We start from the raw sequence: 26,054 nt of genomic DNA, 5'->3' as shown, positions 1-26,054 counted from the left end.
AAGATGATGTTGTTGTTTGTCAGATGATTTTCTGTGGGTTGTTGATTGATCCTCAGACTTATCCCAAGCAACATAAAATGAAAGAGGTAAGTATGAATTTCATTTCATGGACTAAAATATATGTAAAACAGAGTGTTAGAGATGCGACGATATCAGAATATTTTATGCATCACAGGGTTGACTGTCACATGACGATGATTCTTCCACAACGCCGACTTATCCATACCCACCGTGGAGAAAACCATGTGAAGATCCCTGAGATGACAGAATTCTACCCAAATGCAGATGGTGTACTAGTTATGCCCAAAACCACCAGTGTTGCGACACAGGCTTTGTCCCAAAGGTTATCCACATGACCGACCAAATCATTTTGGCTTCAGGCTCTGAAATTCGTGCTCAGCTGCTTAGAAACGCAGGCCTTGACTTCACTGTTTCTGTTGCACGCGTCGATGAAGATGCCATTCGCGCATCATTGCAAACGGAACAGGCCTCGCCGCGTGACATTGCCGATACGCTTGCGGAATTAAAAGCCCAACGCGTTGCCGCCCGTCATCTTGGGGCACTTGTTATCGGCTGCGATCAAATCCTTGCTTTGGGACAAGACATTTATAGCAAACCACAGACTCCAGACGATGCCCTTTCCCAACTCAAATCTTTGCGCGGCCAGAAACACCAACTTTTGTCTGCTGCGGTGGTCTATGGCGATGGCAAACCCCTTTGGCGGCATGTCGGTGTTGTTCGCCTGTTGATGCGCGACGCCTCAGATAAATATCTGACCGACTATGTTGATCGAAACTGGGACAGTATTCGCCATTCCGTTGGTGCCTATAAGTTAGAGGAAGAAGGAGTGCGACTTTTTACACGCATTGAAGGAGATTATTTCAATGTCCTCGGCTTGCCGCTTCTTGAACTCTTGTCATACTTGACGCTTCGCGGAACATTGCCGTCATGACAAACATTCCACGCGCTGCTGTCATCGGAAACCCGATCAGCCATTCCCTTTCCCCCAAGCTGCACAGCTACTGGCTGAACCGCTATGAGATTGAGGGCGAATATACCGCGCTAAAGGTCACCGAAGATGCCCTTGAAATGACGCTTCGGTCGCTTCCCGATCAAGGGTTCATCGGTGCTAACGTCACGATCCCCCATAAGGTCAGCGTCATGCAGTTTGCCGACCAAATAACTGACCGGGCGACACTCATTGGTGCCGCTAATACGTTGATATTCAAGGATGATGGCAGGATTTTTGCGGATAATACGGATGGCTATGGTTTTGTGGCCAACCTTCGACAAGGCGCGCCAGATTGGGATCCCAAGGCTGGTCCTGCCGCCATTTTTGGCGCGGGGGGTGCTGCGCGCGCGATTATTGTGGCACTGGCCGACGCGGGTGTTCCACAAATCATCCTTGCCAACAGAACACGCGCCAAGGCCGAAGCCCTGCGCGCAGATTTCGGCGCACGTGTCAGTGTTGTGGATTGGGTGCAGGCCGACCAAATGCTTGAAGACGCCAATACCGTTATTAACACAACATCGCTAGGCATGACCGGGGCGCAGGAATTTAAAGTGTCCGTTGATGCGCTTTCGTCAGAAGCCACGGTGACAGATATCGTGTACACACCATTGCAAACGCCATTCCTGATCGCAGCAGCTGAAAAGGGCTGCACGACAGTCGATGGTCTTGGGATGTTGTTGCACCAAGGTGTCCCTGGATTCGAACGCTGGTTCGGCCGTCGCCCGGAAGTTGACGATGCAACACGCGCGGCTGTGCTCGGATGACGCATCTGTTGGGCTTAACCGGTTCCATTGGAATGGGGAAATCCACGACGGCTGCCATGTTTCGTGAAGAAGGCATTCCGGTTTGGGACGCTGATGCGGTTGTTCACGACCTTTATGCCAAAGGGGGCGCTGCGGTGCCGGTTATCCAAGCGGCATTACCAGAAGCCATTGTTGATGGCGCAGTCAGCCGCGACCTGCTCAAGCAAATGATCGCCGAAGACCTGAATGTCATGGGTAAACTCGAAGAAATTGTGCACCCTTTGGTTGCAGCACACCGCGCGGCTTTTCTTAATGAAAATACTGGCTCGCTTGTCGTTCTTGATATTCCATTGCTGTTCGAAACAAATGCGCAAGACTGGCTGACATCTGTTCTTGTTGTGTCTGCACCGCCAGAGATCCAAAAAGATCGGGTGATGGCGCGCCCGGGCATGACGGAAGACCAGTTTGAACGCATTATGTCGCGTCAAATGCCTGATGCTGAAAAACGTGCGCTTGCCGACCATGTCATTAAAACTGTTGCTCTGGACGATACCAAGACAGCTGTGCGAAAACTAATCGCAGAACTGACAGGGCAAACAGATGCGTGAAATCGTACTCGATACTGAAACTACCGGATTTGAACCGCACGAAGGTGATCGCATTGTCGAAATTGGCGCGGTAGAGCTGATGGGCCATGTCCCGACAGGCCGGACGTATCACCAATACATCAATCCGCAGCGTTCAATGCCGGCTGAAGCGTTTGGCGTGCATGGCATTGGCCCTGATTTGCTTGAACCGCCGCAAGACCCAAAGCCCGGACAGGAAACACTTCGCGATAAACCGCTTTTCAAAGACGTTGCACAGGATTTCGTCGATTTCGTTGGTGATGCGAAACTGGTCATCCACAATGCCGCTTTTGACATGAAGTTTCTGAATGCAGAACTGGGCTGGCTAAACCGCCCTTTGCTGCCGATGGATCAGGCGCTTGATACACTGGCAATTGCCCGTCGCAAATTTCCCGGCTCACCCGCGTCGTTGGATGCCCTTTGTAGGCGTTTTGCGATCGACAATAGCTCACGCACCTTGCACGGCGCGTTGCTGGATAGCGAAATTCTGGCAGAGGTTTATCTTGAGCTGATCGGAGGACGTCAGCCCGATTTTGCATTGGCCGCAGATACCCGTAGCCAATCGGCAGGTGGGCAGTCAGACGAATGGCGCCCATCAGCGCGACCTGAACCGCTTGCGCCCAAACTTACAATAGAAGAAGCCGCCGCCCATGCTGCTTTTGTTGAGCAGTTGGGCGACGGCGCTATCTGGAAAAATTAGGTGTGGCTTAGTTGACTTTTGCCTTTTCCGCTTCCGACCGGCGTGCAAGCTCAGACCGGTAAAGTGCCAGAAAATCAATGGTTTCAAGGTTCAACGGTGGGAAACCACCATCGCGTGTCACGTCACTGACGATGCGGCGTAGGAACGGGAATGTGATACGTGGGCATTCGATCAGCAGATAAGGGTGCATCTGGTCTTCTGGCACACCTTCAACGTGGAACACGCCCGCATATTCAATCTCGAGCACGAAAAGAGGATCGCCCTTTTCCTTCGTCTTGCTTGTGATGTTCAGCTTCGTAAGGACCTCATACTGGTTTTCCGTGCTGCGCTTGCGCGCATCAAGATTGACCTGCACCTGAATTTCGGGCTGTGCGTCGCCAGTCACACCTTTTTGCGCGAGGATATTTTCAAAAGACATATCGCGGATGTACTGCGCCAAAACGCGGCTGGTGATTTGTGGGGCTGCCGGTGCGGCTGCTGCACCGTTTTCAGGTGTATCGGTCATTGGAAACTGCTCCAGTTAAATAAGGTTCGCGCGTTCCTATCAGCCTAAATCTATAGGCTCAATCCCGCGTCCACTCGGATGGGCCTTGCGGGCGGTTTTTCTGTGGGGTCACATCTTCGAAATCGCCATCAATCACCCTGTCACCAGTGGGCGGCGGGCGCTGGGCGGGCCCTTCGCCCATTTCAAAGCGTTGCACTTTCACTTTGGATTTTGCCCAAACGAATGCGGTGCGGCGAATGCCAGGCACCAAAAGCGATAGACCAACGATATCTGTGAAAAAACCCGGGGTTAGCAACAGCGCACCCGCAAACAGGATCATCGCGCCATGCGCCAAAGGCTCTGTCGGGTCCTTCAGTTCTGAAAATGATCTTTGCAGGTTACCAATTTCGCGCAAACCTTGATTCCGAACAAGATATGATCCGGCCACTGCGGTAAGCAGAACAATCAACAACGTCCACCATATGCCAATAAATCCGCCTACCTGAATAAACAGGGCGATTTCGATCATTGGAACCGCAATAAAAGCAATTAACAGCCACATAAGGTGCGCCTTTCATAACATGTTCGGGGGTAAGGTGGACTCAGCCCCGCCTGCGACCTACATAAGGGGCGAAAGGGCGTGTTTCCATGCCTTCCCCTGAACGAGGTCAAAATGAACTCTCCGCTTATTCAGCTTTTGGTGCTTGCTGGCATCGCTGTTTTCTTGATTTTGCGCCTGCGCGGTGTGCTTGGCACACGCGAAGGATTTGAGAAACCTGCCGTGACACGGCCAGAACCTTCATCCCGTGTCGGCAAGCCAGATTTCGACGTGATTGAAGGCGGTCCTGATCTGGATATTACGGACCATATCGAAGAAGGATCAGATTCCGCCAAAGCGCTGGCTGATATGAAGCGCGCCGATCCTTCATTCAACGTCAGCGAATTCTTGGGCGGTGCACGTGGCGCCTATGAAATGATCTTGATGGCGTTTGAAAATGGTGATCTGGACAGCATCGTACCATTTATTTCGGAAGATGTGTACGAGGCGTTTGCATCCGTGGTTGATGAACGCCAGCGTCAGGGTTTAACCGTTGATGCCAAATTCATCGGGATCAGCGACATGACATTGACAGAAGCCGTTTTCGACGACTTCTCGAAAGAGGGTGAGGTTTCTGTGCGCTTTAAGTCTGAAATGACGTCGGTCGTGCGCGACAATGCCGGCGATATCATTGAAGGCAGCGAGACAGAGATCAAACGCCAGAAAGATACATGGACGTTCGCGCGTAAGATGGACGCAGACGATCCAAACTGGCGGCTTGTTGCAACGGGCGAATGATTCTTGGCTGGATTTGTCGGTATTGCTTTCTCTTCTCAATTGCGAGCGGCGCAATGGCTGATCCAACCTATACCCAGCTGACGTTTGACGATTTGCGAGGGTGGCGTGATGATGATCATCAAGCCGCCTTTGATGTTTTTACCAATACCTGCCGTGATCTGGATGACCCGCAATGGGAAGTCTTGTGCGACTTTGCCAAGACAAACCCCGAACCGCGTGGCTTTTTCGAAAAATTTTTTCACCCTATCCTGATCGAGGATGGTGAACCAATGCTGTTCACCGGGTATTTTGAACCGCAACTGCCGGGGTCGCGTGAAAAGCGCGCATCATACCGTTATCCGATTTACGGCGTGCCGGATGACCTGGTTCGCGGTGAACCATATTATACCCGCCGCGAAATTGACGAAGACCAGCCGCTTGCCAACCGTGGGTTGGAATTGGCCTGGCTCACCGACCCGGTTGATCTGTTCTTTCTGCAAATCCAAGGTTCTGGCCGCATCAGCCTGCCCGATGGCAGTGTGATGCGTGTTGGGTATGGCGGTAAAAATAGCCGGAACTATTCGTCCGTTGGTATGGAATTGGTTGATCGTGGGATTTTCGAACCGCATCAGGTGTCTGCTGCTGTGATCCGCAATTGGGTGCGCCAGAACCGCGAAGAAGGCCGCGCACTGTTATGGGAAAATGAAAGCTACGTGTTTTTTCGCGAAGTCAGCGAAGTGCCTGCTGACTTGGGCCCGTTAGGTGCGATGAACCGGTCGATCACCGAAGGCCGCTCAATTGCGATTGATCCGGCATTTGTCACGCTGGGCGCACCAGTTTGGATTGAAAAAGAAGGCGCGGAACCGATGAACCGCTTGATGGTCGCGCAAGATACCGGGTCGGCAATCAAGGGTGCGCAGCGTGCGGATATTTTCTTTGGAACTGGTGATGAAGCCGGTCGCGAAGCGGGCAAGATTAAAGATCCCGGTCGCATGGTGGTTCTGATGCCAACAACAATGGCCCATCGTTTGGTTGTGGCAAATCGTTAATGCGCAAGCCCCGTCATTTGTCTGCTGAAGAACGCGCGCTTTGGGATCGGGTTGCAGAACGGGCCACGCCTTTACATGATAATCGGCAGGATCCTGCGCCAGATGCGTTGCCGATACCGAAACCAAAAAAACCCATGGCCCCGCGCGGTCCGCTGCCCGATTTTCGCGTTGGTCAAAAGGCGAATACGGCACGCACCCATGATGTGATGCGCCCGCTTGTTGATCGGTTGGCTGCTGCACCAGTAAATATGGATAGCAAGTCTTTCGGTAAGATGAAGCGCGGCAAACTCAAGCCAGAAGCGCGGATTGACCTGCATGGCATGACAATGGCCGAGGCACATCCAGAGTTGGTTGCTTTTATCCTTGGATCGCAGTCCATGGGTCGCCGCCTGGTTTTGGTGATCACCGGCAAAGGCAAAGACCGCGACGATGGTGGTCCGATCCCAACACGTCATGGCATTTTGCGTCATCAAGTGCCGCAATGGCTGGCGCTTCCTCCGCTATCGCAGGCGATTTTGCAGGTGACACCGGCGCACCTGAAACATGGCGGGCATGGCGCGTATTACGTTTATTTACGGCGAAACCGCTAATGCTTGACGTGCGCGCTGGGTCGGAATGATCAAAATGAGCGCAGCAAAAGCAAAAGCAGCGGCGTAGCCCAGCATTTGCACCTCAAACCCAACGCTTTGATCGATCAACCATCCGCTTAACCCCGGACCAATGGCAGACCCCAATACCATCAGCGCCGCCGCTGCCGATTTGATCGCGCCGATGTGCTTGGTGCCATAAAACTCTGCCCAACATGCATTCAGCAAAGTGGCCTGCCCACCGCCAGCAATGCCCATCAACACGACGGCCAACGCTGTCCATGCCAAGGATGGCGCATACCAATGCAGGATAAATGCGACCACATATGGGATCAGATAGATCGGTAAAAGCCGGATCGCACCAAACCGGTCAATCGCCCAGCCATAACCAATGGTCGAAAGCGCAAGCATCAGTGTTCCCAATGGAAAAACGGACACGAGGGCAAGGTGTGACCAGCCTTTAATCTCAGCGAAATGTGCCTGGTGGAACCAGAACGCGGTGCCAAAGCCAGAGAATGACATGACCGCCGGGATCATCGCCCAAAACAGCGGATGGCGCAGCGCATCGGCGCGCGTCCAATGTTTGCCACCCATCCCTGTCGCTTGGGTCGTTTCAGCCATGGATTGTGGTGTCCGTTCCAGTCGCAGCAGGCGGTACAGGACGAAACAGGCGAACACGCAAAATACGGCAAAACACACCCACAAAGTGCGCCATTCGATAAATGATTTCAGCCATACCATGGTCAACGGTAAGGTCGCTTCGCCCAGCATGAACCCAAATGCCGCCACTGCCAAAGCGCGCCCGCGGGTTGCGATAAACCAGCGTGACATGGCAACGGTGGCAACATGGCTTGTCATGCCTTGGCCGGTGAAACGTAGTGCGAAAACAACGAAGGGTAGCAATGCAGCAACCGCGTTGAATGCCATGAACAAACAGGCTGAAGCCAACATCACAATGACGACGATCCCAAGGGAACGCACCCGAAACCTATCGGCCAAGCCACCAACAAAAACCATCAAGACGGCCGATGCGCCGGTGCCGATCATATAAATCAGGCCCCAATCACCGTTGGACAAACCATACGTTTCACGGATTTCCCCGCCGAAAATGGAAATAAAGAATGTCTGCCCAAAACTTGATAGGAATGACAGCAATGCGCCCGTCGCAAGGAAAGGTATGTTTTCGCGGATGAACGCCAGATATCCGGTGGGTTGGCTCATCCCGCTTTGATGATCTGACAGGGGGTTCGGTGAAACCCCTAAATCATTTGTTTTGCCAATTGTGATATCTGTGAACCAACTCACTTTCGCAGATTTTAAACCCAATGTAGCTAAGCATCGCCAAAGCCCCCGAAATCGCCACTGTCAGCAGTTGCAACAACGCGCCTTCCATCACGGCGGTCCAACCGAATTCACGGATGAACCTGATGTTGGCCATCGACATTTGAAACAGGTTGAGCGTCGCGTAGGCAAAGATGACGGTGAAAAGGCCCGCGATGAGTAAAACGATAAACGCTGGGTATTTTTTGAGCTTCAGCACCGCTTAAAGCACATAACGGCTGATATCTGTTGATCGCGACAGCTCGCCCAAGTGTTCCTCAACGAAAGCTGCATCAATCGCGATATCGTCGCCAGCCCGGTCAGGGGCGTTGAAGGACAGATCCTCAAAAACCCGTTCGATCACTGTATAAAGGCGGCGTGCCCCGATGTTTTCCACAGATTCGTTGACTTCCGCTGCGATCTTGGCCAGCGCTTTGATCCCATTTTCGGTGAAGGTCACAGTGACCTCTTCAGTTTTCATCAGGGCTGAATATTGCAAGGTCAGCGCGTTATCTGTTTCGGTCAGGATGCGCACGAAATCGTCTTCGGTCAGTGCGCGCAGTTCGACACGAATTGGCAGGCGGCCCTGCAATTCAGGCAGTAGGTCGGATGGTTTCGCCACGTGAAACGCACCTGATGCGATGAACAGGATATGGTCTGTCTTGATCGGTCCGTGTTTCGTGGACACGGTCGTTCCCTCGATCAGCGGCAGCAAATCACGCTGCACACCTTCACGCGACACGTCGGCACCACGGGCATCGGCGCGTGCGCAGACTTTGTCGATTTCATCCAAGAAAACGATGCCGTTCTGCTCGACCGCTTCCAAAGCTGCTTTGGTTACCGTTTCATCATCGAGCAGCTTATCGGCTTCATCCGCGACTAGCGCTTCATAGCTATCAGCGACGGTCATTTGTTTTTTGACCGTGCGTCCGCCCATCGCCTTACCGAACAGATCGCCAAGGTTCATCATCCCACCCATGCCGCCGGGTTGCCCGGGGATTTCGAAACCGCCCATGGGGTTGGATGTGTCGGTCAGTTCAAGCTCAATCACCGTATTGTCTAGCTCGCCTGACTTTAGCTTTTTGCGAAACATCTCGCGCGTTGTGTCACGCGCATCGGTGCCAGCAACAGCGGTGATCACGCGATCTTCAGCTGCAGCGCGTGCTTTTGCCTTCACATCTTCGCGCATGTGTTCGCGGGTGTCGATGATCGCGGTATCGACCAGATCACGGATAATCTGTTCAACGTCGCGGCCAACATAACCCACTTCAGTGAATTTCGTCGCTTCCACCTTGAGAAAGGGTGCGCGCGCCAGTTTCGCGAGCCGCCGAGAGATTTCAGTTTTGCCAACACCAGTAGGCCCAATCATCAGAATATTCTTTGGATACACCTCATCGCGCAGATCATCACCCAATTGCTTGCGCCGCCAACGATTGCGCAACGCCACGGCCACGGCGCGTTTGGCGTCCTTCTGACCGATAATGAACCGGTCAAGTTCCGAGACGATTTCGCGGGGGGTCAGATCTGTCATAATGGGCCTTAAACTTGTGAAGGGGGAAGGCGGTGCAGCGGGATGAAACCGGGCATCAGCCGCAGAACGCGGGCTCGGATCCGTTCCCAGAACGCACCAAGAAGCAGAAGGACGATGCCTAGGATCAGCACAGTCAGCGCGGCCCCGTCACCATCAAAAACAGTCGCAGCAAGCGCCACGATATAGCCGATCGCCGCAATTAGGAACGACCGGCGGTCGATGACAATCGCGACAATGGCAAACAGTAACAAGATCCCCAAAAGGATCAGATTTGATCCTCCGTTTTCTTGGTTCAACAGCGAAAGCGCGACGGTGTTCACCAATGCAGGTGCCGCCACGACGTGCAGCCAAAACCCATTGGCAGACCTGCGTGTAACGCGATGTGGATCGCTCATGTCGAACATCATGGCGACGGCAAAAACCAAGATACCCAAAGCAAGCGTGATCCATGCAAACGGACCACCAGCGGACAGCAGGAAAAATTCGCTGACACTCGCAATGCGTCCTTCCCGGCTGGCCGCATAGACAATCGCGACAACGAAAAGCCCGACAGCAATCATAGCCATCGCGAAAGGTACGCGGAAACGCCACCAATATACCGCAAGCGTCAACGTCGCGAGTACCAGTGGAAACGACACGCTTGAATAATCGTTCTGCGCGATCATAAAGGGTTCGGACATGCCGGCGGTAAAGCCAAAGGCGGCGTTTGCTGCGAACATCACAGATAAAGCAATCGCCGGGGCGACCATGCGCCGTTTTCGCACGAAGTATTCCGACAGTAGCCATAAAATGCCACCACCGATCAGCGTGACCCACATGGCGTAGTCCTGCAAATTGACCACTTCGTCGCCAAGCGCCAGCGCAACGACGCCCCACCAACCGAAAGAAAGGATGATCAGTCCGATGACGATAAAAATTTCGTTGAACCCTTTGAACAGCTCAAACGGTTCATCACCGGGGTTCAGATTTTCGCGCGCACCGCGCCTGCTGTCGGACAGGCTGATCAGTCCGGCTGCCTGGCTTTCGCTGATCAAGCCACTGCCAACGGCCGCCTTAAGATCATCGCGTTCGATCATGCTTTGATCGCCTCAACTGTTAAATTGCCGTTTGTGTAGACACAGATATCGGCGGCAATCGCCATTGCTTCGCGGGCAATCGTTTCAGCGTCTTTCTTCGTGTCCATCAGCGCCCGACCAGCGGCAAGCGCATAGTTCCCACCCGATCCGATGGCCGCAATATCATGTTCCGGCTCTAGCACATCGCCAGCGCCGGTGATCACGAACAATTCTGATCCGTCGCTGACAATCAGCATCGCTTCCAGCTTTTGCAGGTATTTATCGGTGCGCCAATCCTTGGCCAACTCGATCGAGGCGCGGGCTAATTGGCCGGGGGTTGCTTCTAACTTCTTTTCCAGACGTTCAAGCAAAGTAAATGCATCCGCTGTTGATCCTGCGAAACCGCAAATCACATCCTGCCCACCGGGGGATAAGCGACGCACCTTGCGGGCGGTTCCCTTGATGACAGTCTGCCCAAGGCTAACCTGCCCGTCGCCTGCGATCACAACCTGCCCGCCTTTGCGGACGCCGATGATTGTCGTGCCGTGCCAGCCGGGGAATTCTTCACTTGCCATAGGTCGCTCCTTGTCGCCTTGTCCATATATGGCGGGGCGATGGGGGGCAAACAACCCCGGATGGGTTGTTCGCGACGTTGGGCAAGGCTAGCGTTCGGCGGATGAGCGCCCGTAACACAGTGACATTTTACCTACCGCCGCAACTGCGCAAGCAAGCAGAGCGCGGCAATCACAATTTTATCAATAAAGTGAGCGATGTTTTGACAGGCGCTGGGCTAACGGTTGCCTTTGATGGCGATGATGATCTGGCACGTTTGCGGGCTTTGGCGCGGTCGGGGCGTGGGCTTTATCTGATGGATCCACCTGTGAATGCGCGCGGGCTAACGTTTCGGAAAACGTACATCTATCCATTCTGGCATATTGAAAAGCAAGCAGAGCGCTGGGACTGGCCAGTTGCCCAAGATACGTTTGACCCGTTCCGTATTGATGCGCGCAAGGCTACAAACTTTGCCCGGCTTTGGCGACGAAGGTTATTTGACGACGCGCCAGATTTCGCCCGTCAGGACGGGTTTGTTTATGTGCCGCTGCAGGGGCAGTTGCTGCGCAGCAGATCGTTTCAGTCGTGCAGCCCGCTAGAGATGGTAAAAGCGGTCTTGGCCCACGACACCAAGCGACACGTTGTTGTGACCTTGCATCCATCCGAAACATACGCGGTTGAAGAACAGAAAGCTTTGGAAACACTGGCATCCGAGGATGACAGGTTGATTATCAACGCAGCTGGTTCCCCGCGGTATCTGCAAAACTGCGACTATGTCGTGACACAGAATTCGGCAGTTGGGTTTGAAGGCTACTTTTTTGGCAAACCCCTGATCCTTTTTGCGAAATCTGACTTCCATCATATTGCTTTGAATGCCGGTGATTTAGGCGCAGAACAGGCTTTCTTAATGGTGCAAGATCATGCGCCGGACTATACGAAATATCTGTATTGGTTCCTGCAATTGCGTGCGATCAACGCGGGCCGTCCAGAGGCCAAGAAACGGATTGCTGCATCATTGCGCTTTCATGGCTGGCCTGTCTGAAAGCAAAAGGGCGCCATAAAAAGACGCCCTTTTCAAAACCGATTTCTGACGGTTTAAATCGATTCTTCGATCCAACCTTGCAGCGCGGCCTTTGGCGCAGCACCGGCTTTGTTTGATACAACTTCACCGTTCTTGAAAACGAACAGCGCAGGGATGCCGCGCACGCCCATCTGGGCTGGTGAATTTGGGTTCTCGTCGACGTTCACTTTGACGATTTTGACCTTGCCTTCCATTTCGGAAGACAGCTCTTCCAATGCCGGGCCGATCTGTTTGCAGGGGCCACACCATTCTGCCCAGAAATCCACGACAACGGGGATATCGGACTGGCGGACTTCGGCGTCAAAGGTTGCGTCTGTTACTGCTACGGTTGCCATTGGGGTGCTCCTTGGCGAAAAATCATTGGAGACCGAAACTAGGAACCCCTGCCCCGATGGTCAAGATGTAGCGAGCGAGTTCAGCGCTTCGTGAAGATGTTGTTGGGGTAAAACAGTCAAAGTGCCGGTATGGGTCCATAAAATTGCGGTGGTAATTTGATGATCGGGATAAATTTCACGCAGGGCGTAATCATAAGCGGCAAGCTGGCGTTGCAACCCAATGGGTGTATCTTCGGGTGTACTGGGCACAAGCCGGTTGGATTTATAATCAATCGCAGTGATTGTATCTGGTCCGATGATCAGACGGTCAATCGCACCATGGACGCGGCCAAGCTGTGGAATATCGGCGGTTATGACAACTTCGGTCAAGGCATTGGCGTTCCATAGCCAGCCCAGTTCGGGTTTCTTGATCAGTGCGATGACATCATCGACAAGCGCGGGATCATCAGTTTGCAACAGTTGCAGGCCAAGTTCATGGCGCTGCTCTTCAGCGGCCATCGGTAAATGTTCGAGAAGCAGGTGAATTTGCGTTCCGCGCGCCTTTGCATCGTCAATATCATCTCCGGCAGGATCACCTTTCATGATCTTGTCGCCGGGTAGTTCTGAAGGGGCGATGGTTTTGGTGGCTTTCGGGATTGGCAAGGCACCAAACTGCGGTGGTGCAACTATCGTGTCGGGTTTTGCATCTGTCGTCACCAAATCAGGCGCGTCCCAATCCAATTCTGACACCCGGCGTAAAGGCATATCGCCCAGCGCGGCATCATAAGCCCCGCGCCTGTCCATCCCGTCGGCCACAAGATTATACCAACTCGCATCGCCCTCGCCGATATCACCGGCGGCCCCTGCGATAAGCCATTTCTCGGCGCGGGTCATGGCAACATACAAAAGGCGCATCCGTTCGCGTGCCTGTTTGGCAATGACCTTGTCGCGAAGGGCTATGACAGACGGGGCCGAAGATTTCGCAGGCGTTTTCCAGATCACATGATCATCGGCTGGCAGCAATTCTTGATTTACCTTTACATCCCGCTTGGCAGTGTCGGGCAGAATAACAATCGGCGCTTCCAGCCCTTTCGCCCCGTGCACTGTCATCACGCGAATACGGTCGCCCTGACTTTCCATCTGGCGCTTCACTTCCAGATCATCGGTTTCCATCCACGTCAGAAAACCAGTCAAGCTTGGCACGCCCGTGCTTTCGTAGGCTAGCGCTTGAGATAGCAAAGCATCAATCCCGTCTTCGGCTTCGGGCCCAAGACGGGCCAGCAATTTGCGGCGCCCATCATGCCGCGTCAGGATGCGTTCAATCAGATCATAGGGGCGCAGAAAGTCGGACTTGCCGCGTAAATCATTGAGGATCGCCAGGGTTTCGTTATGATCAGAGTTTCGCAGTGCTTCCCACAGAAAACTGTTTTTGGGGCGATGATGGGCCAGCGTGAACAGATCCTGTTCGGACCAACCAAAGAGAGGGGACCGCAGCGCCGAAGCCAGTGACAGATCATCCTCTGGCAAAGCCAGAAAACTTAGCACCGCAGCAAGGTCTTTCACTGCAAGTTCGGCCCCAACCCTCAACCGATCAGCGCCCGCGATTTTCAGGTCAGCGGCCTTGCAAGCGCGAATAATCTCGGCGAACAGTTCTGACCGGCGTTGCACAAGGATCAGGAAATCGCCCTCAGTGATGGAACGGCGGTTGTACGCGCCAGTGTTGCCGACTTCTTCGGGGATCGTTTCATGTGCGATCATATATCTGATCTGTTCGGCCACGCGCTGGGCCATCAAAACAGTATGATCGGTGGCACTTGGTTCGTCCACAGGTTTGAACCATTCACGGTTGTCTTCCACTTTTGATTTCTCAATCACAGGCCAAAGATCAACGCGACCGGGCATGTTTTCCTTAAAGGCGATATGGGTCAGGCTGTCGTCCATGCCTGCGGCACGATCCTCGATGAATGTCTGATCGACGACCGAAAGGATCGCTTGAGAAGACCGGAACGAATGGTCCAGCGATGTGACCTCAAAAGGTTTGCTGATCGCCTGATGGGCATCACGAAAATGCGTCTTCATTTGGTCAAAGGCAGCGGGGTCCGCGCCCTGAAACGAATAGATTGATTGCTTTTTGTCACCCACAACAAACACGGTGCGCTCGCGATCCATTCGCGCGCCTTCGCCTGTCGCAAATTCTTGGGTCAACTGTTCGATCACGGCCCATTGGGTCGGGCTGGTGTCTTGGGCTTCGTCCACTAGAATATGGTCAATGCCGCCATCCAGCCGGAACAACACCCATTGCGCCACATCGCGGTCAGTAAGCAGCGCCTTGGCCTTGCGGATCAGATCGTCGAAATCAAGTGCGCCCATGGCAAGCTTGCGCGCCTCATATGCGGGCACAAAGACGTTGGCGAAATCGTAAAGTGCCATAGTACGATCCAAGGCCAGCAGTCCCAGGCGGTGGGGGCGCATGTCTTCAACCCGTCCCATCAAGGGTTCGATGTCCGCCATCAAGTCTTCGTGCGCGGCGCGCGTTGCTTTGGTTGGGAACGTGCCGATTTTTGCTGTAAACGGTGCTTTTGCACCTTCGCCTGTAAGAAAAACGCTTTCGAGAACTGCAAGTACATCATGCGGTGAATGCGGGTAATCAAGGATAGATCGCAGGGCATTGGCAGCTTTGATGTCATTGGCTGATCCGCTCGCACAGGCATTCGCCAATTGCAGCAGCAATCCCTTGTCGAACACATCATCCAACAGATTTTCAACGGTGATGCCCTGCGGAATATTAAGCGTTTCGCTAATAGCGTTACGGTCCGGTTTCTGTAGAAAGTATTCCCTTTTTCCTGCAATCTCTGCCGTGAACTGATCCAGCTCGCTTCCGGTGAAATGCGCCAACAGGCTGTGCACGACGTTGGCTTGTGGCCCCATGACCATCTCGTCCACCACTTCGGCGCGTAGGATTTGTGCCGCGCGATCTTCCATCTCGCGAAATTGCGGGCTGACTTGCGCTTCAAGCGGGAAGCGCCGCAAAACGCCTGCGCAGAACGAATGGATCGTCTGAATTTTCAAACCACCGGGCGTTTCAATCGCGCGGGCAAACAGTGTGCGGGCTTGGGAAAGCTGTGAACTGTCGATCTGCCGATCAACGCCAAGCGCAAGCAGCTCTGCGCTTAATTCAGTATCCGACATCATCGCCCAGGCACCAAGGCGCTGGAACAGGCGGTTCTGCATCTCGGCGGCTGCGGCTTTGGTATAGGTTAGGCAAAGGATGTTCTGTGGCGATACCTCTTCTAGCAGCAAACGCGCGACGCGGTCAGTCAGTACCCGTGTTTTGCCAGACCCGGCGTTTGCCGACAGCCAGGTCGAAATACGCGGGTCTGCGGCATCGACCTGCCGCTGGGTGGCTGCATCGCGGATCATGTCAGCACCTGCGGGACGGGGTCATCGCTGGTGTCCCATTCGCCATGGCGCGACAGGTGGTCATAGTCGCTTTGATCGGTTTTCAGGAATAAGGCGAGGCGAGCGGTATAACCGCGACTGGGATCATGCCAGTTGCCAAAAAGCGTCTCTAGCTCACCCCAGACCTGATCAGGTGGATTGTCGTTCAGGGGCGCGGGTACGTTTTTCATCGCGGCATTCACACCAATAAACGTGGCGCCACCAACGGACATGGAACCAAGGCTTTCAAACGCACCAAGCTCCACCATTGCCGCCTCAAGCAGCAGTTGTTTATCAAAGGTAAGTTGCTGGTTCTTCGTTGGCACAGCCCCGGTTTTATAGTCGTAAATCAGTGCTGCCCCGGTCTTTGTCAGGTCGATGCGGTCAGCCTTGCAGGTCAACAACACACCGGATGGCGCGACAACAATTTCGCCATAGACTTCGATCTTATGGTCTGTGGCAAGCGCTTGTCGGTCGGCTTCGTCAGCAAGGAACTGATCGGCAGATCGTTCCATGCGCGCCATCCACTGGGCGCGGATCGTGGGCCATGGGCAATGCGCGGTGAATTCTTCCGATGCAAGCTGCATCAGGGCGTCGCGATCGTTTGGGCCATGTCCGGCGCGGATGAACCGTTCAAGGATACGATGCATGATGGTGCCGCGCAGCGGCGCATCCGCCGTGGGCACAAGCGGGTCAAGCGGGCTAAGGTGTAGCGTTTTGCGGGCGTAAATCGTAAAGGGATCACGGATCAGTGTCTTAATTTGTGTGACTGACAATTTTTTGGGGCGCGCTGCAACAGGTGGGCAAGGTGAGGGGCGCGGCGCGGACGGCACACGCGCTTGGGGCGTTGACAGAACGGCAGCCATTGCTGACCACTGGTCGCCTTTGGCGCACATAGCGGCAAGTGCATCGGGCCCATTCTGATCGGGTAGGCCTTTTAACAGGTTCGTCAGCCTGTTCACCCAGCGCGACGGCACAGTTTCCGCATCAGCCGATCGTTTTGCGCGTGTTATCCAAACCTCGTGCCCGGCAACGGCCTGCTGATAATCATGCGCTGACAGTCCAATCCGCCGCTCCGGCAACAAAAGCCCGGCTTTCGCCCGCATGACCCGGTTCAGCCATGGATCTGGGGGCGGTGCTTCGGGCCAAACACCATCGTTCATGCCGCCAAGAATGGTCAAATCAACGCCTTGCACGCGTGCCTCAAGTGTACCCCAGATCAGGATGCCGGGATGGCCGGCATCACGGTCGCGCACAGTGCCTTCTGCAATCACGGATCCAAAAAGTGCTGTGTAGTCGTGCGGGGTCATTGTGCCACCCGCCGCCGCCGCTTGGATCAAGTTGTCGCAGGTTTTGCGTGCTTCGCGGCCAGCGGCTTCGTCCCAGAGCCCGCCTGACCCGCTGGCGGTAGGCCCAGCGCAAAGCTGTTCGGCAAGAATGATGTGCTGATCCAAATGATGCGCAAGAGGCCTGCTTGCCAAATCTTCAAGTCCGGCAATCAATCCAGCCAGCCACATCGCCCAATCTTCGCGCGCGCTGCCTTTCTTGGCCCATGTCAGCAAGTCTTCGGGTTTGGGAAAGGGCGGCCCAAAGCGGCGCAGGTGCAGTTCAAGATCGCGGGTGTGGCGCAGGTGTTCACCGCGATCATCCCGTGCCGAATGACATAACGGGTGTTTGAGCAGCGTTAACAAAGCCTCACCCGTCAAAGGCTTGCCAAAAAGGTCGGCAACATGGCGCAAAAAGCGCCCGGGTGGCGACAGGGCGAGCGGTGTACCGGCACTATCGTCTGGTTTAATATCCCAACGGTCCAGAGCGGCGGTGACCTGACGGGTTAGCATGCGGTCCGGCGATATCAGGGCTGCGGTAATCCCGTCTTCGGCCGCTTGGCGCAAGCGCAGGGCAATGGTTTCCGCCTCAGCCCGGGGTGAAGCTGCCTCGACAAGTGTCAGACCCTTGGTTGCTTCATATAAATCGCCAAGGTCCGGGCCTTCGGACAGCCATTGATCCGTCACAGGCGCTGGGCGCAGTGACAGGGAAACCAACGCATTGCGTGCGGGATGCGCCGGGGATTGTGTGGACCATTCACGCACATCATGTCGCTGAAATCCGATCAGGTCCATGAGGCGGCGAAACCGGAATTGCGGATGATCTTCTGCTGTCAGGTCATCATCCATCGCGTCCCACACGTGATCTGGCAGATCGAAATCGAATCCCGGCAAGATGATCGCGCCTTGCGGCAGTTTCGCGACTGCCTGCATAAACAGCGCTGTAGCACCGCGCGATCCGGTGGACCCGGCGATCAGGATAGGGTGCTGCGGTGGGGCTGTTTCCCATTTCTGCGCAAGCGCCTCGATTACCATCCGTTGTCGGGCTTCCTTGTCAGGTGGTTCGTTTTGTTGGTCAAAAAACGGGGTGATAATTTTAAGGAATGCGAGCGCACGTTCCCAGTGGCCTGACTGATCCGCGATGTCGAGACTCGCGATTTTGTCAGGGCTGACCCCTTCGCCCTGCATTTCATCCATCAGTTTGGCAAGGCTGTCTGACAGATCGTAAAGTGCGGCGCGCGGCGCGAGGTCCGGTTCTTTATCAAGGAGTTTGGCAACAAATTGCGACAGCTCTAACCTGCGCTGCAAGGGTGACACAGCAGGCGGTAGATCTAATGAAATAGGGTCATTTGCCAGATCAGTGATCAGCCGCACACGCGGCAATAACCGTGCTGGCCCAGTGTCAAACACGGCTCTGATACGCCGCTGCATGCGGGTTGTGTTTACATAAATCTCAACCCTCGCCAGATCGGTCGGGTCTAGATCAGCAGTGCGCGCGATGAGGCCAGCAACAAGGCCCTGGGCAAAATCCACACCCGGCGGACTGGCGAAGATGTGTGGCTGTTTATCTGTTTCAAACATTCAACATTGCCTCGGCTACGAGAATGCTGGCGGGTTGACCGACGTCACACCACTGCCCATCATATATTGTGCCATAAAGTCCGCCACGTTCGGCGATGATGTTCCACGCCACATTTAGCGAAAATGCGCTATCCTTAATCGTGGACAGCACTTCGGTGCGCATGATCTGAAGGCCGGTATAAATCGCCCCGGGTGCGCGATGTAGTCGTCCGTCTGCATCCATACTGAAATCACCGTCGCCAAGGTGGCCATGGACGTTCGTCTTTTCGACAATCAGAAGAAGCGCCTCCATCTGCGGTTGCCAAGCCTTCAGCATATGTTGCACAGGGTTTGGACCCTGCCAAACGGCATCGGTGTTCATCGTCATTACCGGGTTGCCATCAAGTAAAGGAATCGCCTTTCGTAACCCCCCACCGGTTTCCAAAAGCGCGTCGCTTTCATCCGAGAATATGATGTGCTGATCCACCAGATGACTGCGGATCATGTCACCCTTGTAGTGCAAGTTGGCAACCTTTGGACCGACCGGCGCATCATTTGCAAACTCCAGCGCGTGGTCGATTAGCGCCCGTCCCGCAACCTTAATCAGTGGTTTGGGCTTATCTTGGGTCAGTGACCCCATACGGGTGCCAAGCCCGGCCGCGAAAAAGAGGATTGGCACGGTCATTCGGTTAGCTCTTGCAGTTTTGCTGGTGTGGGGGCTGGCACTATATCTTGCACCGCTTGCCGCAGATTCTTGAGTGCGGGGTCTTCCAGATCATGCAGGATATGCCCCCAAACGCGTGGCATGAAATCGCGATAGCGTGGTTTGCCCACTTCGGTCACCAAACGTGCAAATACACCTAAAATACGCAAATTGCGCTGTACCCCAAGACACGCCAGCGATGTGCGTATCGGCTCTTTTGCGCGGCTGTGTTCTGAAAAATAGCTGACGATGTCCTCTGCAACCTTTGGGCTGACATCGCGCCGCGCATCGCGCAAAAGCGAGGCCAGATCATATCCTGGCGGTGCCACAAAAGCATCCTGAAAGTCCAGCAGGCCGACCCGGTCAACGCCCTGATGTGTAGGACGCCAAATTAGGTTTTCAGCATGAAAATCGCGCAACGCGAGCGTGTTCACGTCAGGCGCGTATTGTGCCAATGCGTTTTGGACTTCGGCACAAAGGTCGTCGGTCGGGCTATGGCTATAGTATGGTCCAATGATCGCCACCATCTTGGCCCCGACAGCGGGTGTCATCTGATGAAGGTCATTGGGTGCATCAACTGTTTCGAGCTTGAGCAGGGTATCGGTGGCGGCGCGGTAAAGCGTCGCTTCATCCGATGGTGCGCGATGCAGCCATTGTGCATAATCAGTCGTGCCAAGGTCGCTGAGAAGAAGGAATCCCGTTTCGGGATCATGCAAAAGAATATCAGGCGCGGCAAAACCATTTTGCTGCAGCAGGCGTGCTATTTCAACAAAGGGCTCTGTGTCTTCACTGTTTTCTGGCGGCGCATCCATAAGAATTGCAGTTTCTGCGCCTGACGAAAGGCGGATATAACGGCGGGCTGATGCATCACCGGCCAATGGGGTTTGCACCCAATTTTCCCATGGACTGTCCACAAGAAATGTGGCGATTGCAGTTGCGCGATCAGGCATCCAACCCTCGCAATTTTTCTGCCCAAACATTCGGTCCCGTAATAGCAACGTGATGATGGTCGTCTTGCGCTTCAAAGGACAGTGTTAGCGCTGTTTTTGGTGCGACTTCCCCCAGACGGTCGGGCCATTCGATCAGGCATATGGCGGTTTCGAACGCCTCATCAAGGCCAAGTTCCAATGCTTCATCAGGGTGCGTCAGGCGATAAAGGTCACAGTGCCAGATGTCGCCGTGATCATCCTCATACGTTTGCACCAATGTAAAAGTGGGGGAAGGCACGTCTTCCATGCGGCCAAGGCGGGCGCGGATCAATGCGCGCGCAAAGGCTGATTTTCCTGCGCCAATTTCGCCTTCCAGCAAAAGTGTATCCCCAGCTTTTAGGCGCGGGGCGATTTGTGTTGCCAAAGCAGCCGTTGCTTTTTCGTCAGCCAGATAAAACGCGAATAAGGTGTGGACCATGCCCCGACATTATGGGGTTGCGTCCGCCCTGCAAGCAGAAATCAGCGCTTGGCGGCCTGGATCGCTGTGTCACGCAACATCAGCTTTCGAATTTCAGGTCTTTTCGGCTGTGCGATCGTAAAGCGGACCATGGTCATGCCGCCTGCAATAGGGTTTGCATGGCATTCCAAATGCCGCCCATCATCCATTAGCACAGTATCTGTCCATGGCTGACGCGCACCGAGTTGCTGAATAAAGTCGCGCATATCGTTCCACATGGGAGATGGTATCGAACGGTTTTGCCAGGTTTTCATTTCCGATTGCAGGACGCGATGTTCCAGAATCTGTTCCGGCCCATCCAGCCAAAGGGCTGCATAAGCGCGATTGGACATCACCAGCGTGCCTGTTGACGAAAAGACGGCGATCGCATCGGACAGTGTATCCAGCACGGCTTGCCCCGTTTCGATATCCAACCGGAATCGGCGGGTCAGCGACACCTCTGCGCTGATATCCTCAAACAATAAGGCAAAGGCACCACCCGGATAGGGGCGCCCCGTGACCCGATAGGTCTGCCCTTCCGGTAAGGTCCAGTTTTTGCTGTAGGTTCCGTTCTTTGCCGCATCTTCGACAGCGGTGAACTGTTCGCGCCACGATGTATAGTTTTTGGGTTCGGGCATCATGCGCAACTCGCGCATGCGGTCCAGTACTGTGTCGATGGCTGGATTGGCGCTCAGGAAATCGAAGGGTAGGCTGGTCATATCCCCAAAAGCAGGATTGAACATGGTCAATTGTCTGTTTTTGCCAAAGATAGCGAGCCCGATAGAAAGCTCACCAAAGGTTTTGCCAAGGGTCTTAACGAATTCTGATCTGGCATTATCAGCACGGACAATCTCTGTCGCGTTATTGGCAAAATGTAGCCACCCGTCAGCATGGGCAACGGTTGAAATATCGAACCATTCTTCTTTCTTATCCTGAACAAGCTTGACCGCAATTCTGCGCTTTTGTCCGGTCAAATGGTCTTTGCCACTGCCAAGAATTGTTGGGACGTCAAGATCGCGCAGTGTGTCAACATAGGCGGTATTGGCCCAAAGAAGATTGCCGTTGCAGTCTTCTTGCCAGACAAGTTGCGTGGAATGTATGGCAATGCCATGCATCAAAGCAGTCTGTGCATTGCTGGCATCACAAGACAAGCGCAAGGTAACCAGTTCGCGGGTCCAGTCTTCGTCACTGTTCAAAGATATCCGTAGCCGGTCATCAGTGTGTTTCACGTCAACAAAGACCGCTGGATCATTTTGGCTGGCGATACGAAATTCATGTGCAGCAGGATCGGCAAGCTTTTCCTTAAGCTGCGGAAATTCCTGCACAGTGTTTGCAATCAACACATCAAGATCGCTGAGGTTGCTTGATCCGTGCTTGATCATGGCCCTCGCATCTGATGTGGCGTCGATCAGGTCGCTGCCATGAAACAAGAACACGGTTCCCGTATGCGTCATTGTCTGGGGCGCCGTTTGCCTTTGCAAACCAGATGATGTTCTGAATTGTAGTAGCATTATGACCGCCACAGCCCCACAAATAGCCGCGACCGTGATGGCGCCGAGCTCTGCCATGTTCAACAACATGATATATCCATTCCTGAGTCTGCTCGATTAAAATATCGGTCAGGAAAGTTAATTCAGGCTTAACAATAAAGTTTGGTTTAGGGCCAAATTGCAATCGGCTGGTTCTGACCCAGTGGTGCATTCTCTGTAGATTGGTTTGTTTCAAGCATATTGCGTGGCCAGCTGACCTCGACAATGGCACCGCCAGTGGCCTGCCCCGTCCAGCTTGCATGCCCATGTCTGCGACTGTTGGAAAACTTCAGCGTCGCGCCAGAGCGTTCGAGCAATGTTTTTGCGATGAAAAGTCCAAGACCCATGCCTTCGTAACCGGGCCGCCGCGCCCCGTCTTCTGATTGGCGCCGCCGTTTGACGTAAGGATCACCAATGCGACCGATCACGGATTGCGGGAACCCAAGGCCATCATCAGAAATACGTACAACGATCCTATCCTCAGACCATGTCATTTCCACCATCACGCTTGTACGCGAGAAATCGACAGCGTTTTGTATAAGGTTACGTAATCCATGGATGATCTCGGGGCGTCTTTCGATGCTGGGCTGGGTCAGGCTGGCACCCTCTTGCGGCACCACGTCAAATTTCACGTCTTTGCCCCGGTCCAAATGGGGCTCTGCCGCTTCGTGGATTACCGTTTCAATGGGGGCAAAGCGCACCTGTAGGTCGTCTTTGCCCGAACGCCCCATTGACTGCAGAATATCACGACAGCGATCTGCCTGAGATCGGATCAGCTCTGCGTCTTCAAGCAAATCCGGCCGATCCTGAAGCTCTTCTTTCAATTCGCTACTGACCAGTTTGATGGTCGCCAGCGGTGTGCCCAGTTCATGCGCAGTTGCGGCGACAACACCACCCAGATCGGTAAGCTTTTGTTCACGCGCGAGGGCAAGCTGCGTGGCAAGCAAGGCTTCATTCATCGCATTCATTTCGGATGTAACCTGGCGTGCGTAAAGCGCCAGAAACACCAGACTAATCAGCAAAGCGACCCAGAACCCGAACTGAAGCAGTACGGGCAAAGCCAGCTCTGAACCGTCCTCACTTAGCAACGGGACTTTGTACCGGCTGACAATTGTCACCAAAGTGATCGCTGTCAGCCCCAGAAAAACGGTGCTTCTGATATGCAGAACCGTCGCGGAAATGGTCACGGGGGCCAGTATAAGCATGGCAAACGGGTTATTCAGCCCGCCTGTCAGATACAAAAGTGCCGATAGCTGTAAAATATCAAATATCAACCAAAGCGTCGCTTCAAATTCCGACAACCGCTTGTTGGTAGGATAGGTATAGTATGACACCAAGTTGGCGACCACGGCGATGGTCACAACCAAAGCTGCTGAACCAACTGCAATATCAATGTTGTAAAACCGGGTTGCCACAATGATGGCTGCTGATTGGCCGATAATAGCAAACCAGCGCAGGGTCATCAGCGTCCGCAGCCTGACCCAGTTACTACGCTCTTGTTGCTTGAGCAGGCGAAAGTCGGTCGGCGGCATGCTTTGAAATCCAATGCAAAGGTTGCCAGAGAGGATAACCTGAATGGCGCGATGATCAATGCGACCTGATTGTTTGCGCGTCGAACCATTTTCTTCACGCTAACCAAGGCGAGTTGACGCCGCCTGTTACAAACCTACCTCTTAAGTGAATAAGCAATAGGTCTGTAATATGAATACCGAGGCGTTGGATCTGGGCGAAGACAAAAGCCTTCTTCTGGTTGACGATGACGAAGCGTTTTTGCGGCGACTTGCAAAAGCCATGGAAAAACGAGGATTTGAAGTGGAAATGGCGGGCTCTGTCGCGGCCGGTAAAGCCGTTTCAACAGCGCGACCGCCTGCATATGCAGTCGTTGACCTGCGTCTAGAGGACGGAAATGGCCTTGACGTAGTGGAAACATTGCGGGCCCGGAGGCCCGATGCGCGCATTGTTGTCCTCACCGGTTATGGTGCGATTGCGACAGCGGTTGCTGCGGTCAAAATTGGTGCGACGGATTATCTGGCCAAGCCAGCAGATGCAACTGATGTAACTAATGCGCTGTTGGCGTTGACGGATGAATTGCCGCCACCGCCCGATAACCCCATGAGCGCAGATCGTGTGCGCTGGGAACATATTCAGCGGGTTTATGAACTGTGTGATCGCAATGTGTCTGAAACGGCACGACGATTGTCGATGCACCGACGCACTTTGCAGCGCATCTTGGCAAAGCGTAGCCCACGTTAAGGTATTACGGAAACGCCGAACCCTACTTACTGTCTTCGACGTCGCGGCTTAACAGATCAAATTTCCGCAATTTGACGTAAAGCGACTGACGTGAAAGCCCAAGCATCTCTGCTGCGGCGACGCGGTTGTTCATGGTAAGTTCAACCGCGGTTTCGATGCACATCTTTTCCACCACATTGGTGGTTTCCGCGACGATGTCTTTTAGCGTCGCACTTCCGACAAGTTCGACAACAGAACGCATACTTTCGTCGCTGGTTGGATGTGGGCGTGATTGTGCAACTTCGGCACGATTGGCATCACGTATCACAAATGCAAAAACAGTCTTCGGACCTGCCGCCAGCTTGGTGACTGAAATTTCGACAGCGCGTGGGCTGCCGTAAGCACCGGCAAGCTTTGTCGCATAGTTACGCATACGTCCGGCGCGCGCGGCGTTTTCTGTCATGACCTTAAAATCAACACTGCCGCGTTGCAAATAGTCAGCAATGCTTCGGTCGCGCACATTGATATCATGCGCGACGTCGATCATGTCCAGGAACGCGTCATTCGCTGACAGAACATCACCCGAGTCCGCGGTAAAGACCATCGGATCGGGCCCATCCGTATAAAGCGCCTGAAGGTTATGACCCAGCGCATCGGCGCGGGCGGTGCTTTGGCTTTCAGGGACAAGCCTGCACAGCAGAATCCGTTCTCCAGCGGCGCGGAACAGCTTTGGATATACTTCTACCGTGCCACCGTTGCCCCGCAAATCAACCGTCATCTTCTTGTTCTGGTCCGAGATCGCCTGCGACGCCAGCGCATCAACCATATCGCCACGTTTGCGCCCTTCAAAGCACCCGGACAATTGATTGCCGATCAGGTTTTCAAGCGGGCGATCCACCAGCGCAACAGCGGCTGAATTGGCTTCGGTAATTTCACCCGTCACGACGGACACGAAAAGAACAGCCTCGGTTGTGCTTTCCATCAGCACGCGGAAACGTGTGTCGTATTCACGTTGGGTTTCATAGTCACGCTCAAGCGAAAGCTGGGCTTCGACCAACTGTTGCTGCATCTCGGCAATGGGGCGCAGGTCGCGACCTAAAAGCAGGATGGCACCATCTGGTCCAATCCGGTGAAAACTATATCGTACCGGCGATTCCCATCGGTTGTTGCCATCTGTGTGGTTCAGTTCAACCGGGCGTACCTGCGGTTTACCCTCAAGAAATTCGGCAAGGCGGCTTTCAAATTTCGATACACTTTCGATAGTAAGTGCCGTGCGGATATCCTTGTTTTCCCAGCTTTCCAGCTGACGAAATGCTTCGTTTGACGGGTTTACAAGGACGGAAAGGATTGAGCCTGTTTCGGATATGACAACCCCGACATCCGCGACCTCTGCGATAATATCGCCCAGGATTTCGGGTGCTATCAGTGGGATTGCCCCACTATTCCAGTATTTTGTTCCGCGGGATGTCATGG

General features: G+C 54.0%; 25 protein-coding genes. 9 read left to right on the top strand and 16 right to left on the bottom strand.

What is annotated here, in order from left to right:
• The first annotated feature begins 352 nt into the window (after positions 1-352).
• Genes RCCS2_RS06155 through dnaQ form a run of 4 tightly spaced genes read left to right on the top strand, consistent with a single transcriptional unit; the run spans position 353 to position 3,081 of the window.
• Positions 353-952 carry a Maf family protein gene (locus RCCS2_RS06155; RefSeq protein WP_008232331.1) on the top strand — a complete coding sequence of 200 codons (600 nt, stop codon included), beginning with the start codon at positions 353-355 and terminating at the stop codon, positions 950-952.
• A complete protein-coding gene (locus RCCS2_RS06150; RefSeq protein ID WP_008232329.1) occupies positions 949-1,776 on the top strand; it encodes a shikimate dehydrogenase in 828 nt (275 codons plus the stop codon). The genes RCCS2_RS06155 and RCCS2_RS06150 overlap by 4 nt, the downstream gene beginning before the upstream one ends.
• Complete coding sequence (gene coaE, locus RCCS2_RS06145; protein ID WP_008232327.1) at positions 1,773-2,363, top strand: dephospho-CoA kinase; 591 nt, start codon at positions 1,773-1,775, stop codon at positions 2,361-2,363. The genes RCCS2_RS06150 and coaE overlap by 4 nt, the downstream gene beginning before the upstream one ends.
• Positions 2,356-3,081 (top strand): DNA polymerase III subunit epsilon, encoded by a 726-nt coding sequence (dnaQ, locus tag RCCS2_RS06140; RefSeq protein ID WP_008232325.1) that lies wholly within the window; start codon positions 2,356-2,358, stop codon positions 3,079-3,081. Before coaE ends, dnaQ begins: the two co-directional genes overlap by 8 nt.
• A 7-nt stretch (positions 3,082-3,088) precedes the next feature.
• Here dnaQ and secB read toward each other — a convergent pair whose 3' ends face one another.
• Together secB and RCCS2_RS06130 are read right to left on the bottom strand one after the other, a co-directional pair.
• Positions 3,089-3,586: a protein-export chaperone SecB gene (gene secB, locus RCCS2_RS06135; protein ID WP_008232323.1), complete on the bottom strand. Its 498-nt coding sequence runs from the start codon at positions 3,584-3,586 to the stop codon at positions 3,089-3,091.
• A 58-nt stretch (positions 3,587-3,644) separates the two neighbouring features.
• Positions 3,645-4,127: an FxsA family protein gene (locus RCCS2_RS06130; protein ID WP_008232321.1), complete on the bottom strand. Its 483-nt coding sequence runs from the start codon at positions 4,125-4,127 to the stop codon at positions 3,645-3,647.
• Positions 4,128-4,238: 111 nt separating this feature from the next.
• On the opposite strand from RCCS2_RS06130, the gene RCCS2_RS06125 reads away from it, so the two are divergent.
• The 3 genes from RCCS2_RS06125 to RCCS2_RS06115 are packed head-to-tail and all read left to right on the top strand — an operon-like array spanning position 4,239 to position 6,519.
• Complete coding sequence (locus RCCS2_RS06125; RefSeq protein ID WP_008232319.1) at positions 4,239-4,901, top strand: Tim44/TimA family putative adaptor protein; 663 nt, start codon at positions 4,239-4,241, stop codon at positions 4,899-4,901.
• 53 nt (positions 4,902-4,954) lie between these two features.
• Positions 4,955-5,929 carry a murein transglycosylase A gene (gene mltA, locus RCCS2_RS06120; protein WP_008232317.1) on the top strand — a complete coding sequence of 325 codons (975 nt, stop codon included), beginning with the start codon at positions 4,955-4,957 and terminating at the stop codon, positions 5,927-5,929.
• Entirely contained in the window at positions 5,929-6,519 is a 591-nt protein-coding gene (locus RCCS2_RS06115; RefSeq protein WP_008232315.1) for a Smr/MutS family protein, read from the top strand. The genes mltA and RCCS2_RS06115 overlap by 1 nt, the downstream gene beginning before the upstream one ends.
• On the opposite strand, the gene RCCS2_RS06110 is transcribed toward RCCS2_RS06115, so the two are convergent.
• The 5 genes from RCCS2_RS06110 to hslV are packed head-to-tail and all read right to left on the bottom strand — an operon-like array spanning position 6,502 to position 10,997.
• On the bottom strand, positions 6,502-7,737 hold the full coding sequence (locus RCCS2_RS06110; RefSeq protein WP_008232314.1) for an MFS transporter: 1,236 nt from the start codon (positions 7,735-7,737) through the stop codon (positions 6,502-6,504). The two genes, RCCS2_RS06115 and RCCS2_RS06110, sit on opposite strands and share 18 nt — an antisense overlap.
• 43 nt (positions 7,738-7,780) lie before the next feature.
• On the bottom strand, positions 7,781-8,056 hold the full coding sequence (locus RCCS2_RS06105) for a hypothetical protein (protein ID WP_008232313.1): 276 nt from the start codon (positions 8,054-8,056) through the stop codon (positions 7,781-7,783).
• Positions 8,057-8,059: 3 nt separating this feature from the next.
• Positions 8,060-9,367 carry an ATP-dependent protease ATPase subunit HslU gene (gene hslU, locus RCCS2_RS06100; protein ID WP_008232312.1) on the bottom strand — a complete coding sequence of 436 codons (1,308 nt, stop codon included), beginning with the start codon at positions 9,365-9,367 and terminating at the stop codon, positions 8,060-8,062.
• Between the two features lie 8 nt (positions 9,368-9,375).
• Complete coding sequence (locus RCCS2_RS06095; protein WP_008232311.1) at positions 9,376-10,443, bottom strand: hypothetical protein; 1,068 nt, start codon at positions 10,441-10,443, stop codon at positions 9,376-9,378.
• Positions 10,440-10,997 (bottom strand): ATP-dependent protease subunit HslV, encoded by a 558-nt coding sequence (gene hslV, locus RCCS2_RS06090; RefSeq protein WP_008232310.1) that lies wholly within the window; start codon positions 10,995-10,997, stop codon positions 10,440-10,442. The genes RCCS2_RS06095 and hslV overlap by 4 nt, the downstream gene beginning before the upstream one ends.
• A gap of 101 nt (positions 10,998-11,098) precedes the next feature.
• Between hslV and RCCS2_RS06085 the strand changes: the two genes are divergently transcribed.
• Positions 11,099-12,016, top strand: coding sequence for a capsular polysaccharide export protein, LipB/KpsS family (locus tag RCCS2_RS06085; RefSeq protein WP_008232309.1), 918 nt, complete (start codon positions 11,099-11,101; stop codon positions 12,014-12,016).
• 53 nt (positions 12,017-12,069) lie between these two features.
• On the opposite strand, the gene trxA is transcribed toward RCCS2_RS06085, so the two are convergent.
• The 8 genes from trxA to regB all read right to left on the bottom strand — a co-directional run bounded on the left by trxA (position 12,070) and on the right by regB (position 23,881).
• Positions 12,070-12,390 carry a thioredoxin gene (gene trxA / locus RCCS2_RS06080; RefSeq protein ID WP_008232308.1) on the bottom strand — a complete coding sequence of 107 codons (321 nt, stop codon included), beginning with the start codon at positions 12,388-12,390 and terminating at the stop codon, positions 12,070-12,072.
• Positions 12,391-12,450: 60 nt separating this feature from the next.
• Positions 12,451-15,789, bottom strand: a complete 3,339-nt coding sequence (addA, locus tag RCCS2_RS06075) for a double-strand break repair helicase AddA (RefSeq protein ID WP_008232298.1) — start codon at positions 15,787-15,789, stop codon at positions 12,451-12,453.
• Positions 15,786-18,713 carry a double-strand break repair protein AddB gene (gene addB / locus RCCS2_RS06070; protein WP_008232297.1) on the bottom strand — a complete coding sequence of 976 codons (2,928 nt, stop codon included), beginning with the start codon at positions 18,711-18,713 and terminating at the stop codon, positions 15,786-15,788. Before addB ends, addA begins: the two co-directional genes overlap by 4 nt.
• Entirely contained in the window at positions 18,706-19,377 is a 672-nt protein-coding gene (locus RCCS2_RS06065) for a nucleotidyltransferase family protein (protein WP_008232295.1), read from the bottom strand. Before RCCS2_RS06065 ends, addB begins: the two co-directional genes overlap by 8 nt.
• Entirely contained in the window at positions 19,374-20,345 is a 972-nt protein-coding gene (locus tag RCCS2_RS06060) for an aminoglycoside phosphotransferase family protein (protein ID WP_008232294.1), read from the bottom strand. The genes RCCS2_RS06065 and RCCS2_RS06060 overlap by 4 nt, the downstream gene beginning before the upstream one ends.
• Entirely contained in the window at positions 20,338-20,802 is a 465-nt protein-coding gene (tsaE, locus tag RCCS2_RS06055; RefSeq protein ID WP_008232292.1) for a tRNA (adenosine(37)-N6)-threonylcarbamoyltransferase complex ATPase subunit type 1 TsaE, read from the bottom strand. Before tsaE ends, RCCS2_RS06060 begins: the two co-directional genes overlap by 8 nt.
• 41 nt (positions 20,803-20,843) lie before the next feature.
• Positions 20,844-22,274 (bottom strand): PAS-domain containing protein, encoded by a 1,431-nt coding sequence (locus tag RCCS2_RS06050; RefSeq protein ID WP_232204239.1) that lies wholly within the window; start codon positions 22,272-22,274, stop codon positions 20,844-20,846.
• Positions 22,275-22,477: 203 nt separating this feature from the next.
• Positions 22,478-23,881: a sensor histidine kinase RegB gene (gene regB, locus RCCS2_RS06045; RefSeq protein ID WP_008232290.1), complete on the bottom strand. Its 1,404-nt coding sequence runs from the start codon at positions 23,879-23,881 to the stop codon at positions 22,478-22,480.
• Between the two features lie 169 nt (positions 23,882-24,050).
• On the opposite strand from regB, the gene RCCS2_RS06040 reads away from it, so the two are divergent.
• Positions 24,051-24,602 (top strand): ActR/PrrA/RegA family redox response regulator transcription factor, encoded by a 552-nt coding sequence (locus RCCS2_RS06040; protein ID WP_008232289.1) that lies wholly within the window; start codon positions 24,051-24,053, stop codon positions 24,600-24,602.
• 22 nt (positions 24,603-24,624) lie between these two features.
• Here the strand turns inward: RCCS2_RS06040 and ppsR are convergent, their stop codons facing one another.
• Positions 24,625-26,052 (bottom strand): transcriptional regulator PpsR, encoded by a 1,428-nt coding sequence (ppsR, locus tag RCCS2_RS06035; RefSeq protein WP_008232288.1) that lies wholly within the window; start codon positions 26,050-26,052, stop codon positions 24,625-24,627.
• Between the last annotated feature and the right edge of the window lie 2 nt (positions 26,053-26,054).

The sequence above is a fragment of the Roseobacter sp. CCS2 genome (assembly GCF_000169435.1).
Lineage (GTDB): Bacteria > Pseudomonadota > Alphaproteobacteria > Rhodobacterales > Rhodobacteraceae > Yoonia.
This window is presented reverse-complemented; position numbering and strand designations above follow the sequence as displayed.

Bases quoted from the DNA above. Each gene is read 5' to 3' on its own strand.
- RCCS2_RS06060 (WP_008232294.1), bottom strand. From the start codon at position 20,345: ATGCCTGATCGCGCAACTGCAATCGCCACATTTCTTGTGGACAGTCCA.
- RCCS2_RS06095 (WP_008232311.1), bottom strand. From the start codon at position 10,443: ATGATCGAACGCGATGATCTTAAGGCGGCCGTTGGCAGTGGCTTGATC.
- RCCS2_RS06155 (WP_008232331.1), top strand. From the start codon at position 353: ATGACCGACCAAATCATTTTGGCTTCAGGCTCTGAAATTCGTGCTCAG.
- RCCS2_RS06125 (WP_008232319.1), top strand. From the start codon at position 4,239: ATGAACTCTCCGCTTATTCAGCTTTTGGTGCTTGCTGGCATCGCTGTT.
- mltA (WP_008232317.1), top strand. From the start codon at position 4,955: ATGGCTGATCCAACCTATACCCAGCTGACGTTTGACGATTTGCGAGGG.
- secB (WP_008232323.1), bottom strand. From the start codon at position 3,586: ATGACCGATACACCTGAAAACGGTGCAGCAGCCGCACCGGCAGCCCCA.
- trxA (WP_008232308.1), bottom strand. From the start codon at position 12,390: ATGGCAACCGTAGCAGTAACAGACGCAACCTTTGACGCCGAAGTCCGC.
- RCCS2_RS06110 (WP_008232314.1), bottom strand. From the start codon at position 7,737: ATGAGCCAACCCACCGGATATCTGGCGTTCATCCGCGAAAACATACCT.
- ppsR (WP_008232288.1), bottom strand. From the start codon at position 26,052: ATGACATCCCGCGGAACAAAATACTGGAATAGTGGGGCAATCCCACTG.
- hslU (WP_008232312.1), bottom strand. From the start codon at position 9,367: ATGACAGATCTGACCCCCCGCGAAATCGTCTCGGAACTTGACCGGTTC.
- RCCS2_RS06115 (WP_008232315.1), top strand. From the start codon at position 5,929: ATGCGCAAGCCCCGTCATTTGTCTGCTGAAGAACGCGCGCTTTGGGAT.
- RCCS2_RS06130 (WP_008232321.1), bottom strand. From the start codon at position 4,127: ATGTGGCTGTTAATTGCTTTTATTGCGGTTCCAATGATCGAAATCGCC.
- RCCS2_RS06050 (WP_232204239.1), bottom strand. From the start codon at position 22,274: ATGACGCATACGGGAACCGTGTTCTTGTTTCATGGCAGCGACCTGATC.
- RCCS2_RS06085 (WP_008232309.1), top strand. From the start codon at position 11,099: ATGAGCGCCCGTAACACAGTGACATTTTACCTACCGCCGCAACTGCGC.
- addB (WP_008232297.1), bottom strand. From the start codon at position 18,713: ATGTTTGAAACAGATAAACAGCCACACATCTTCGCCAGTCCGCCGGGT.
- addA (WP_008232298.1), bottom strand. From the start codon at position 15,789: ATGATCCGCGATGCAGCCACCCAGCGGCAGGTCGATGCCGCAGACCCG.
- regB (WP_008232290.1), bottom strand. From the start codon at position 23,881: ATGCCGCCGACCGACTTTCGCCTGCTCAAGCAACAAGAGCGTAGTAAC.
- hslV (WP_008232310.1), bottom strand. From the start codon at position 10,997: ATGGCAAGTGAAGAATTCCCCGGCTGGCACGGCACGACAATCATCGGC.
- tsaE (WP_008232292.1), bottom strand. From the start codon at position 20,802: ATGGTCCACACCTTATTCGCGTTTTATCTGGCTGACGAAAAAGCAACG.
- RCCS2_RS06040 (WP_008232289.1), top strand. From the start codon at position 24,051: ATGAATACCGAGGCGTTGGATCTGGGCGAAGACAAAAGCCTTCTTCTG.
- RCCS2_RS06065 (WP_008232295.1), bottom strand. From the start codon at position 19,377: ATGACCGTGCCAATCCTCTTTTTCGCGGCCGGGCTTGGCACCCGTATG.
- coaE (WP_008232327.1), top strand. From the start codon at position 1,773: ATGACGCATCTGTTGGGCTTAACCGGTTCCATTGGAATGGGGAAATCC.
- RCCS2_RS06150 (WP_008232329.1), top strand. From the start codon at position 949: ATGACAAACATTCCACGCGCTGCTGTCATCGGAAACCCGATCAGCCAT.
- dnaQ (WP_008232325.1), top strand. From the start codon at position 2,356: ATGCGTGAAATCGTACTCGATACTGAAACTACCGGATTTGAACCGCAC.